Here is an 11,840-nt window from a genome sequence, read left to right on the forward strand (position 1 = left end):
GATATTATTCACGATGGTGTTTATTAGGTTAATTTTTATATTCGTTTTCATATATAAGAGCTTCATTTCTACACATCTATTTAACAAGAAACAATTCCAAATATCCTTAATCTGTTCGAAAAGAATGAAAAAAGGTGATATACATGAACTGGTTAGATCGTATTGAACAAAATGTTCCTGTCGTTCAAAGTGCAGATCCTATCTGGAAAGCGGCTGAATACATGAAGTCTTCACAATTAAATGAGATCCCTGTTTTGTCGGGTCAAAATTTCATAGGAATAATTCATGCAAGGGATTTACTAAATACTGATTCAGACCGATTCGTCGAAGAGTACATTGATAAAGACTGTGTTTCAGTCGACGGGACGGAAGTGATTTACGGCTTACCGTGTTCCAACACCCACCAAATTATTCCTGTTGTAAAGGATGGAATTTATTACGGCAGTATCAAATGGAATGAGATTCATCGTTGCCTGCAGGAAGAATTAAATCAGTTGATGCTCGTTATAGACAATTCTTATGATGGAATATTGATAACAGATGAGACAGGTTATATTCTGCATATCAATAAAGAGTTTGAACAGATCACTTTGCTGAACAAGGAGGTAATGGTCGGGGCGCACATGAACGATATGGTGGATAATGGCCTATTTCTGAATGATTCTGTGGTGATGAAGACGCTACAATCAGGAAGATCCTATACAAACGTTCAGAAGTATAAAAATACTGGAATATATACTCTGGTTACAGCTACGCCGGTTTGCAACCAAAAAGGAGAATTGATCCGGGTTCTGGCAAACGTCAGGGACGTTTCGGACTTAACTAGACTTCAGGAACAACTTGCTGAATCCAAGAATTTACCTTCGGGCTACCAAACCGAGCTCAAACAGGTGCGCATTCAAAATATAAAAAGTTCAGGAGAAGTGATAGCCTATAGCCAAGAAATGCTAGATGTCCTTGATCTTGTCTATCATGTTGCATCATCCGATTCTACTATATTATTGCTGGGGGAATCTGGAGTTGGGAAAGAGGTCATTGGCAAAGTGCTACATGAAAACAGCTTGCGTTTTGAAAAAGGATTATTCGTGAAAGTAAACTGTGGAGCGATTCCTCCTAATCTATTAGAGGCAGAGTTGTTCGGATATGAACAGGGTGCTTTTACAGGGGCAAAAAAGGCAGGTAAGCAGGGTATTTTTGAATTGGCCAATAACGGAACTCTTTTCCTTGACGAAATCGGAGAGTTGCCATTAGACATGCAGGTAAAATTCCTGCGGGTTCTTCAGGAACAGGAACTTATCCGAGTTGGAGGAACACAAACGATCAAAATTAATGTAAGGGTTATTGCTGCAACCAATCGAAACCTGGAAAGAATGGTAGAGGAAGGAACATTTAGGCTAGATCTCTATTATAGGTTGAATATCATACCAATAACAATTCCGCCACTAAGGGAAAGAAAGGATGATATTACTCCGCTACTTGGTTATTTTTTGAAGAAATTTAATGAGAAACATCAATATTCAAAACGCTTATCCAAAGAAGTTGTGGATCAATTGTTAATGTATAAATTTCCCGGGAATGTTCGGGAGTTATCCAATATAGTGGAACGACTAGTGCTTACCTGCCGTGCCAAGGTCATTAAATTGAAGCATATTCCAAATATAGTAAGTGAATGTAACGAGATAGAAAATAAACAGAAGGTTCAAGAAGGTAAACCTGAGGTAGACTTGCAAATCCTCAAGCTGTCTTGTTACGGTCCTGCAGAAGGAGGCAACCTGGTCGATCTGGAAAAGGAAGCACTAATCCAAGCCCTGAAAAAATACGGATCAGTGCGAAAAGCTGGTAAGGCCATAGGTGTCACTCATACAATGGTTCTCAAAAAGATGAAAGAGTTTGGGGTTACCCTCAATGCGATACGCTAAAGAACTATGTACATTACTATTCTAATTATTGTTCGTTTTGGATCCGGTTATATATTGAGATTCATATTCGTCGTTGTTTTGTTCTGCTTGTCGTACATTTCTTTTGTACTGTATAGAGAAGCCGTTTCAGAAAGGGCTAACAGGTGACACATAAGCGTTACTGGAAATGGTTTATAACTATACAATTTGGATCGTAGGAGGAGAACATGGAGTTTACGAGGATACCTGATTTAGAATTATATCGGACAATTGTGGAGAATTTTCATGATGGAATTTTGGCGATGAATCAGGAAGGGAAAATTCTATTGGTCAATCAGTCCATGCTTAAATTAAGTGGTTTACCTCGCGAAGCTTATGCTGGGCGGAATATAAGGGATATTGTGGAAAGTGGAATCTTCCAAAAAGAATCTGTCACATTGAGGGCTATTCAGGAAAAACAAACGGTGACCGATTTCCAACAGTATCAGAACGGAAGGACTGTCTTGGTTACTGCAATTCCTATCTTTGATGGAGGAAACCGTTTGATTCGGGTGTTATCCATCACCCATGATATAACCGATCAGATAATTATGAAGAAAAAGGTAGAAGAAATAGAGAGGCTTTCAGCAAAATATTATATGGAACTTTTATCACTTCGACAGCACCATTCCAAAAGGGGAATCATTACCGCTAACCGGATAATGAAGGAAATTATCGACCTTATTCACCATATCGGTCCAACTGACTCAACAGTACTTCTGTTGGGTGAATCTGGAGTAGGAAAAGATGTCTTGGCTAGGGAAATTCATGAGACAAGTAAGCGGAAAGATTCCGGAGCCTTCATCAAAGTGAACTGCGGGGCCATCCCTAAGGATCTCTTGGAATCTGAGTTCTTTGGCTATGATACCGGTGCCTTCACCGGTGCAAAGAAGGATGGGAAGCCAGGATTATTTGAACTTGCTGATCAAGGAACCTTATTTTTGGATGAAATCGGGGAGTTCCCCTTATATCTTCAGGCAAAACTTTTAAGTGTGCTACAAGACCAGCAGTTTACCCGGGTCGGTGGAACGAAGGTGATTCAGGTCAATGTAAGAATTGTGGCAGCGACCAATAGGGATTTAGAATCTATGGTCCTGAGAGGAGAATTTCGGGAAGACCTATATTACCGATTGAATGTCATCCCTATCCAGACTCCAGCATTGAGGGAACGAAAGGATGATATCCCCTTGTTAATCGGCCATTTTCTCCAAAATTTTAATGAGGAATATAATAAGAATAAATCATTTACGATGGATGCTATGGATATTCTTTGCGCATATCACTGGCCAGGCAACATCCGAGAATTGTCAAATATTACAGAGCGACTTGTCCTAACCACTAAAAACGATGTAATAGAACCGAAGGATTTGCCTATTGCAAAACAACATACGGGAGTCAGTCTATCAAAACTCTTAAGAAATGAGGATACCAAAAGTAACTTATTTAAGTCTGTGGAGAAAAATCTAATCGAGAGCATGATTCAGCGGGAAGGGAGTATTCGCAAGGCTGCCAAGGTATTGGGCGTTTCGCATACGACCTTAATCCGCAAAATGAAAAAACATGGTCTATAACGTCTACTCAAAGGGGGAAAGTCTCATCTTCTCCAGGGTCTAAGATGGAAAAGATAGTCGTTGTACACTCTCAGCTAGTTGAAGTCCCTAAAGTGTTATGTCGAAGTAAATGACTAAAAAATTAAATAGTCATATTTCTTTATTCATTAATATAAGCGTACTCTTTGCTAGTCTACTTTCTTAATTGAGGAACTTGCCCTCCTTGACCCTGCACCCCTGCCATCCACAATGAAGAAAGATGGTTGCCGTAAACTTACCCGATGAGTGAACACTTGGATCTACTCCAGCGAAGGCAACCAGTTTTTTCGGATGATTAAACCGATCGATTTCACCAAATTCAGAGATAATCGTGGCTGCGATTTTTTCTCCTATACCGGAAATCGATTGGATGATCTTATATACCAGGGACACCTTTCTGATTTGGAAAATCGTATAGTGGCCCTGGCAAACACTTGGCTCTCTGGCTGGCATCCCGAATTAACAAAGTTCAAACGGAAGGGGATCGGAAATACTCTGCTTGTACCTATACAGAGCGTATTAAGTTTGGCAGGGGTTTCGGATCTGAAGAAGATGTGGGAAATCCATGAAGAAAAAGGGGGAAGTAGTCACGTAGCTGCTCAAGAAGTATCTGAACGTTGTAGGTTAGCTTCACCGATAGAATTGTTGCCTTTGAATGTCGAGCAAATTTTAATTCATGATGAGTTAGACCGCCATGTTCCAGTTGATTTGAGTGTTGAGTATCATCGTAGGGCTATTGAACAGGGCGATTTTACTTTGTCTGAAGAAATTCTAGAGGAAAAAAAGGAATATGACACCATAATTATTTTGACTACGAAGATTATCCTGATTATGTTAGTGGTCGCTGTGACAATTGCGGTAAAGCTCAGGTTGAAAATTTGGTTAAGAACTATGTATATATTCGTAAATGCAGAGAGTGGGCATGAAGAAATCGATTTAACCCTATTAAGAAAGAAGTAAAATTATTAAAACACAACAACTTATTGATTGGATCATCTACATTACCGATATTCCCCCGTTTACTAAGAACTTGCTATAATATACCCTTAAAAAAAGCAATGTATCTCAAGTTTGAGAAATTCATTGCTTTTTTCCATTTGCCCGAACCTCTGTGTGATCTGTCTGTTTTCACATCCATGAGTTGACTTTATTGTTGAGGAAGATTTAGGGCTGTATTTGCTGTATTTATGTCAACTTGTAATTGTTCACTTAAATCATGTGGATGATAGTAACCTTTTGAAATCATATAGTTACTTATCTCTCCGTGTCTTTCTACAGCAACACGAAGCTGTTCTCTTAAGGCTGCTTTCAATTCAGGTGTTTTTGTTTCTGTAATGGCAAATGCAATATTTCTAATTGCTGATTTTGCGGATATTAAGAAGTCCGTTGCAATCACCTGATCAGTCATGCCACCCATACCCGCCATATTTTGCAAAAAATTTGTCATTGCTGTTCCCCTCGATTTGTCAGAATTTCCTGCAGTGTTTGAATATCTTGTGTCCCAGTGCTCATGTCTTTTAATAGAATATTTTGTAGTTCTGTATCCTGCACTAAACTGCTCATTGTAGAGGACTTTGTTAGACAAAGACTCTTGAAAGTTAAAATTTCGTGCGCCTCTAAAGTTTCATGCAGTCCTAAATTTTTGGTCATGATTTTTCACTCCATTTCTTTGAGAATTCACTTACATATCTTTCGTAATACAAAAGTTTTTATACATCATCATTTGCAAAGGTAACGTGTATTTTGCGTAAAAAACTACCTATCGGTCAATATTCCGTATAACAAACAGATGAACTGGGAAAGGTATTTTTGTTATATAGATTTAGGGAGGTTAACGTATGGAAAATGAAAGTTTGGCATTTCATGAAACCATGGAAACGCATGAAATTTTAAATTTTAAAACAATCGGTTTAATGAGATCAAAATTAATGCAAGGAATTTGCTTTGACAATGACTTAAAAGCATTAATGGAAAAAGACGTACAACAATCTATAGCTGCTATAAACGAGCTAAAGGGTTTTTATAAAGAAGCCCGAACAAACTATGAAAAATGAGGTGAAATATAAATGGAAATGGATTTTTTAGATCCTCAAGGCGCTGAACATATGCCGGAAATGGCTGATTCCTCTTTCGCGTTAGATTTTCTACTCTCGATTAAAAGTGGGATCCATACTTATGGTATTGCATTATCTGAAACAGCGAATCCCGCATTGAGAAAAGCATTGTACCAGCAAATGGAGCAATCTATTGACTTACATGGTGAGTTATCCGATTTAATGATCAGGAAGGGCTGGCTTTATCCGAACGATGTAGGTAAACAGGTGGAATTAGATTTGAAATCAGCCGATATGGCGGTTAGTATCGCTGGAATGAATCTTTTCCCGAATGATACTGACAGACTCGGCATGTTCGCAACGCCGAATAAATAAAGGAGGAAAAGCATCATGAAAGCCGTAACTTACCAGGGCAATAAAAATGTACAGGTTAAAGAAGTTAAAGACCCTAACATCAAAAATTCGGATGATATTATTGTAAAAGTCACTACTTCAGCGATTTGCGGCTCCGATTTGCACTTAATTCATCAATTAATTCCCAATATGCCTACAGATTATGTGATTGGTCATGAGCCGATGGGGGTTGTTGAGGAAGTTGGACCAGGGGTAACTAAGGTAAAGAAGGGAGACCGGGTCATTATCCCCTTTAACGTTAGCTGCGGGAGCTGCTGGTATTGCGACCACGACCTTACAAGTCAGTGCGATAATTCAAATCCTCATGGGGAAATGGGTGGTTTTTTTGGATACTCTGAAACAACTGGTGGGTATGCGGGCGGGCAAGCTGAATATATGCGTGTTCCTTATGGAAACTTCACCCCTTTTAAAATCCCAGAAGACTGCGAGGTAGAAGATGAAAAGTTGGTGTTGCTCGCTGATGCAGCATCCACAGCATTCTGGAGTGTAGATCACGCAGGTGTCAAATCTGGCGATACGGTTATCGTTTTAGGCTGTGGTCCTGTAGGTCTACTCACTCAAAAATTCGCTTGGTTTAAAGGGGCGAAAAGAGTGATTGCTGTCGACCATCTCGATTATCGTTTAGAGCATGCAAAAAGGACGAATAAAGTCGAAACCGTAAATTTTGCACAATATGAAAACACTGGCGAATACCTTAAAGAAATCACTAAAGGTGGTGCAGATATCGTTATTGACTGTTCCGGGATGAGTGGCAAAATGACTCCGATGGAATATCTTGCATCGGGTCTTAAATTACATGGGGGAGCCATGGGAGGAATCGTAATTGCGTCCCAAGCCGTGCGTAAGGCGGGAACCATACAAATAACAGGCGTTTATGGCGGCCGTTATAATGGATTCCCCCTAGGAGATATTTTCCAAAGAAACGTGGATATTAAAACCGGACAGGCTCCTGTTATTCCTTATATGCCCTACCTTTATAAACTAATATCAGAAGGAAAAGTAGATCCTGGCGATGTTGTAACCCATGTACTTCCAATTGACCAAGCAAAGCATGGGTATGAAGTATTTGATACAAGGACAGATGGATGTATTAAAGTGGTCCTTAAGCCATAAAGATGGTTGTTTTCATTTGGGAAAATAGATTTTACAACTATGGATATGGACTATGTGTAAGAAGGGAAGGTATCAAACCCTTTTTTTAACTATTTGGAGTAAGGATGAAATACGCATAGAAGAATATTTTTGAACACCCCTGTCTTGAGAGCTACATTTACCTTATTCAAAAATAGCACCAGAAAAGACGATTTTGCCCACGTTAAGGGAAAATCGTTTTTTTTGTGCTCTAAGCTATCTTTTTTTCAGAAACCCACGACCTACAAAAACTATAAGGGGCAAATTAGTTATAGGGTTTTCGTTATTTTTTACTTCTTTCGTTTGGATTTTTCACATATACTTTTTCTTTTCTTTGGAGAACAAAATCAGAAAGGTTATAGCAGTAAGTGGATTCATTCAGCGAATCATTCGGCATATACTCTTTCATAGTAAAATCCCTATCAATTGTGATAGGGGTTTTAGTTTGTTATTTTGATTTAGCAAATGTTTTTTGCAAATTCAAATCCAATCGATCCATCATCTTTCAAAACAAGAGAAGCATCAAAAGGCTTCTTTTCTTTTGCCTTTGGTTTCATCCCTTTAATCACACTTGTTTTCTTCTTGGTGCATAAATCTTTCACATGTTTTTCTGTCACTTTCTTTAAGCATTTGAGATGGGAATGTCTGTTTACACCCACTTGCATATTCCGAGCATCCAAGTGAAATGAAATGTGATCAAAGCCATTACGATGACTGATATCCGAAGAAGATTATCCTCAATAGCTTCCAAGTATTATCTTTTTGTCCTCTCCAATAAACGATCTATGGAATCCTGTATGTGGCTGGAGATCGCAATCTCGGCTCTGTATACATCCCTTGTCCGGATGGCCTCAATGATTTCCATATGTTCCGATGGTGCGTCTTTTTGGTCGATCTCACCTTTGACGTGATAAAACCGGCCTATATGAAGATGACAGTGCATGCCTTTATATGCTTCAAATAAAAACGGATTTCCTCCAGCGTTCATGATGGCATGATGAAATTGTTGATCTAAATGAGTAAAATCTAGTATTTTTTTGTTGGAAGCACCTGTGTTTGTGGAAAACATTTCATCTGTAAGCGCGGCCATTTCTTCCGTCACGCTTACATTATTTAAGCGGATAATATTCCGGACCGCATGCGTCTCCAGTAATATCCGGGCCTCTAACATTTTCGCCATATTTTCAGTATCTAATATGTCACTGACCCGATACCCCTTATTTGGTTCTAAGATGACTAAGTTCTCAGAGTTCAGACGAGATAATGCTTCTCTGAGAGGTATGGCGCTAATGTTGATTTCCCGGGTTAAGTGGCTGATATTGATTTTTTGTCCCGGCGATAAATCCCATTCAAAAATCTTTTCTTTTAATAAATTGTAGACATATTCCGTTGTCTCTCCGCGTTCTTTTTCCTTTATCATCGAAATGCCCCTAACTTAAAAAAATTTCTATGAGAACGAGTGTTATTTCATATAGATGTAACAACTTAAATTATTATTATTACTGAAGTAGCTTTCTGCTTGTTGCCCCTATCAATAAGATAAGGCGAAACCATATTGATATCAAGAATAGAGAGTTTATAAGGGGACTCTATAGTTTGCTGGATAGCTACAAAAATATATCCTCATTACTGATAATTATATATTATATTCGGTGAGTTTTGTGAAAATTATATATGAAATCATCCGAATTATTATGAATTAATTAATCTGTCGATATTATTAAAAGTCATAAATCCTTTATTAGTAAGGTTTTTATAAAAAAACTGAATCTTTTTAATTTTAAATATTTACACAATCGTATATTATATGATATATTTTTGGAAATGATTACATACTATTTTTTGAGCAGGATTATATAAACAACAATAATCAGTTACTAAAGAGTATTGATGGGCAGGCAATATCTTAAGTTTAAAATGGAAGCGCTTTATGCTTGCAGTTTTCTTGATTGAAATTTATTGAATCTATTAGAAGAAATAACTGTGAAGTTAAAAAAAGTGATCTTTATTTTTCAAAGGAGGAATCTTCAATGAGCACAACGCTGAGCAGAAAAGACACATTTTATGGCCATTTCATAAATGGGCAATGGATATCCGATCAACATACAATCGCTGTTATTAACAAATATAACAAAGAAGAAATTGCCCAGATCGGCAGGGCATCCCGGAAAATTGTTTCTGAAGCGGTGACCAATGCCTTGGAAACCTTTAATACGAGAAAGCTAGATTCCAATCAACGCTATGAGATTCTAATGCGTGCAGCGGATATCGCTAAAGAGAGAAAAGAAGAGCTGGCGATGATTCTGGTTCAGGAAGTCGGTAAAGTATTGAAGGATGCCAGAGGGGAAATCGATAGAGGAATCCAAACGATGATAGCTTCAGCGGAAGAAGCAAAAAGGATTGCCGGTACAGGCGTTCCTTTGGGGCAGTCTGGAAACGACAATAAGATGGCTTTCACCATCAGGGTTCCTGTTGGGGTTATCGGTGCGATCACCCCGTTTAATTTCCCATTCAATCTCACCATACACAAGGTAGCTCCTGCGTTGGCAGCGGGAAATACAATCGTGTTGAAGCCAGCTGAAATGACGCCACTCATTGCATGCAAGATCGCAGAAATTTTTTCTGAAGCTGGATTGCCTGCAGGTTTTCTGAATGTGGTTAACGGGTTTGGGCAGGAAACAGGTCAATACCTTTTGGAGGATGAACGAATTGCGATGTTCACTTTTACAGGGAGTCCCGGTGTAGGTCGGCATATTAAGAGCAGTACGGGAATTCGTAAGGTTACTTTGGAATTAGGGAATAACTCCCCAAACATCATTCACAAGGATGTCCATGATTTAGACAGAGCAGTTGAGCTCTGTGTCACACGAGGGTATGTGAATGCAGGGCAAGCTTGCATCTCAGTACAGCGAATCTACGTTCATAGAAATATTTGCGATACGTTTGTGGAGAAGGCAGTCAAGGTGGCACAGGGCTTGAAGGTCGGTAATCCGGAAGATTCTTCCACGGACATTGGCCCTATGATTTCCGAGAAAGAAGCAAGGCGTGCGGAAGAATGGATCCAGGAAGCCAGGCGTCTTGGGGCCAAAGTGGTATATGGAGGGAAAAGGCGGGATTCGATTCTAGAACCTACTATATTAATAGATGTGAAACCGGAAATGAAGGTAGTCTGCCAGGAAGTGTTCGCGCCGGTGATTAGCATCATTCCTTTCGATAGCATCGAGGAGGCTTTCCATCAGGCCAATGATACGAAGTTCGGCTTACAAGTTGGTTTATTTACATCCGATATCACTTTAGCCATGCGGGCAACACAGGAACTCCATTTTGGCGGTGTAATCATCAATGATGTTTCTACATACCGTGCTGACATTATGCCGTATGGCGGTGTGAAGGACAGCGGAATTGGCAAAGAGGGACCGCATTATGCCATGCAAGAAATGACAGACGAAAAACTTGTCGTCATCAATCTTTAGACTTTGGAGGTAAGGAATATGAGAAATACATGGGATTTTTATTCTACCGAAAGAATCGTATTTGGAAACGGGGCAATCGGGCAATTGGATGTGATCCTTCAAAGATTAAAGGCGAAAAACATCTTACTCGTTACTGACCCAGGGATCAAAAATGCAGGAATCGTAGACAGAATTTCATCGTTGTTGGAACATGCAAATTACGAAACAGTTATCTATGACCAGGTCGTACCGGAGCCTCCGGTAGATTCGGCGATGGATTGTTATAAGTTTGCTAAATCTCAAATGGATATTGATGCAGTAATTGGCCTTGGCGGAGGAAGCAGTATTGATATGGCGAAGATTGTCGCTTTGTTGGTTGCCCATGGCGGACATCCCCTGGACTATTATGGCGGAGAAAACCAGGTTCCTGGACCCATCGCCCCTCTTGTAGCGATTCCGACGACGGCTGGAACCGGTTCAGAAGTGACATCTGTAGCGGTGTTGACCGATGTGGAAAATAACCTGAAAGTTGGTATCTCGGATAATTACCTAAGACCAACTGTTGCTCTACTTGATCCAGAATTAACGTTAGGACTTCCCGCTTATGTTACAGCTTGTTCCGGAATTGATGCTTTGTCACATGCGATAGAGGCGTACACAGCCAAACCTTCTGCATATATCCAGGCAGAAGGTAGCATTTTATTCCAAGGTTCAATCCCCATAAGCGATGCACTCGCCTTCAGAGCCATTGAATTGATTGCAAAAAACCTGCCGCTTGCGGTGCAACAAGGGAGCAATCTCGAGGCCCGTTCCAATATGCTAATGGGCAGCCTGCTTGCTGGAATGTCCTTTTCAAATGCAGGTACAGCAGCAGCCCATGCATTGGCTTACCCAATCGGAGGACTTGTGAAGTCACCTCATGGAGAGGTGACCGGACTCTTGCTTCCATATGTCATGGAATATAATGCAACTGTAGAAACAGAAAAAATGGTGAGGATTTCCCAGGCATTCAATGTGAACTCGGATGGCCTCTCCGATAAGGAAGCGGCTTTGGCTGCTTCAAAAGCTGTGCTTACCTTGCTTGGGGAAATTGGACTGCCTACAAAGCTGACGAAGATTGGGATCAAAGAAGAGGATATTCCCGAAATTGCTGAGAAGACCCTCCAAATCGATCGCCTGATTCGGAATAACCCAAGAGTGCCAACCCAGCACAGTTTAGAAGAATTACTTAGAAAAGCTTTATAGATTGCTTGAAGGAATGGT

12 protein-coding genes and 1 pseudogene are annotated in these 11,840 nt (G+C 39.9%); 8 read left to right on the forward strand and 5 right to left on the reverse strand.

What is annotated here, in order from left to right; all coding sequences use genetic code 11:
- The first annotated feature begins 143 nt into the window (after window positions 1–143).
- Window positions 144–1,919, forward strand: coding sequence for a sigma 54-interacting transcriptional regulator (locus ABIE66_RS12555; RefSeq protein WP_370014915.1), 1,776 nt, complete (start codon window positions 144–146; stop codon window positions 1,917–1,919).
- Window positions 1,920–2,125: 206 nt separating this feature from the next.
- Window positions 2,126–3,508 carry a sigma-54 interaction domain-containing protein gene (locus ABIE66_RS12560; RefSeq protein ID WP_370014916.1) on the forward strand — a complete coding sequence of 461 codons (1,383 nt, stop codon included), beginning with the start codon at window positions 2,126–2,128 and terminating at the stop codon, window positions 3,506–3,508.
- 237 nt (window positions 3,509–3,745) lie between these two features.
- On the opposite strand, the pseudogene ABIE66_RS12565 reads toward ABIE66_RS12560, so the two are convergent.
- Window positions 3,746–3,907, reverse strand: a pseudogene (locus ABIE66_RS12565) (transposase); the annotation flags it as partial.
- Between the two features lie 21 nt (window positions 3,908–3,928).
- On the opposite strand from ABIE66_RS12565, the gene ABIE66_RS12570 reads away from it, so the two are divergent.
- Window positions 3,929–4,486, forward strand: coding sequence for an alpha/beta hydrolase family protein (locus ABIE66_RS12570; RefSeq protein WP_370014917.1), 558 nt, complete (start codon window positions 3,929–3,931; stop codon window positions 4,484–4,486).
- 187 nt (window positions 4,487–4,673) lie between these two features.
- Here the strand turns inward: ABIE66_RS12570 and ABIE66_RS12575 are convergent, their stop codons facing one another.
- Both ABIE66_RS12575 and ABIE66_RS12580 read right to left on the reverse strand, forming a co-directional pair.
- The gene (locus ABIE66_RS12575; RefSeq protein ID WP_370014918.1) at window positions 4,674–4,973 is read right to left on the reverse strand and encodes a spore coat protein; all 300 of its coding nucleotides are present in this window, start codon (window positions 4,971–4,973) and stop codon (window positions 4,674–4,676) included.
- A complete protein-coding gene (locus tag ABIE66_RS12580; protein ID WP_095394809.1) occupies window positions 4,970–5,176 on the reverse strand; it encodes a hypothetical protein in 207 nt (68 codons plus the stop codon). The genes ABIE66_RS12575 and ABIE66_RS12580 overlap by 4 nt, the downstream gene beginning before the upstream one ends.
- Before the next feature lie 188 nt (window positions 5,177–5,364).
- Between ABIE66_RS12580 and ABIE66_RS12585 the strand changes: the two genes are divergently transcribed.
- The 3 genes from ABIE66_RS12585 to ABIE66_RS12595 are packed head-to-tail and all read left to right on the forward strand — an operon-like array spanning window position 5,365 to window position 7,107.
- Window positions 5,365–5,580: a hypothetical protein gene (locus ABIE66_RS12585; RefSeq protein WP_048682438.1), complete on the forward strand. Its 216-nt coding sequence runs from the start codon at window positions 5,365–5,367 to the stop codon at window positions 5,578–5,580.
- A gap of 12 nt (window positions 5,581–5,592) precedes the next feature.
- Window positions 5,593–5,955, forward strand: coding sequence for a spore coat protein (locus tag ABIE66_RS12590; RefSeq protein ID WP_048682441.1), 363 nt, complete (start codon window positions 5,593–5,595; stop codon window positions 5,953–5,955).
- Between the two features lie 15 nt (window positions 5,956–5,970).
- A complete protein-coding gene (locus ABIE66_RS12595; protein ID WP_063575945.1) occupies window positions 5,971–7,107 on the forward strand; it encodes a zinc-dependent alcohol dehydrogenase in 1,137 nt (378 codons plus the stop codon).
- Between the two features lie 476 nt (window positions 7,108–7,583).
- On the opposite strand, the gene ABIE66_RS12600 is transcribed toward ABIE66_RS12595, so the two are convergent.
- Window positions 7,584–7,742 (reverse strand): topoisomerase C-terminal repeat-containing protein, encoded by a 159-nt coding sequence (locus ABIE66_RS12600; RefSeq protein ID WP_370014919.1) that lies wholly within the window; start codon window positions 7,740–7,742, stop codon window positions 7,584–7,586.
- Window positions 7,743–7,879: 137 nt separating this feature from the next.
- Window positions 7,880–8,545, reverse strand: coding sequence for a GntR family transcriptional regulator (locus ABIE66_RS12605; RefSeq protein ID WP_057215460.1), 666 nt, complete (start codon window positions 8,543–8,545; stop codon window positions 7,880–7,882).
- A 610-nt stretch (window positions 8,546–9,155) separates the two neighbouring features.
- On the opposite strand from ABIE66_RS12605, the gene ABIE66_RS12610 reads away from it, so the two are divergent.
- Window positions 9,156–10,598, forward strand: a complete 1,443-nt coding sequence (locus ABIE66_RS12610; RefSeq protein ID WP_370014920.1) for an aldehyde dehydrogenase family protein — start codon at window positions 9,156–9,158, stop codon at window positions 10,596–10,598.
- Between the two features lie 18 nt (window positions 10,599–10,616).
- Entirely contained in the window at window positions 10,617–11,822 is a 1,206-nt protein-coding gene (locus tag ABIE66_RS12615; RefSeq protein WP_098371989.1) for a hydroxyacid-oxoacid transhydrogenase, read from the forward strand.
- The last annotated feature ends 18 nt before the right edge of the window (window positions 11,823–11,840 follow it).

The organism is Peribacillus sp. B2I2 (assembly GCF_041261685.1).
Taxonomy (GTDB): Bacteria; Bacillota; Bacilli; order Bacillales; family DSM-1321; genus Peribacillus.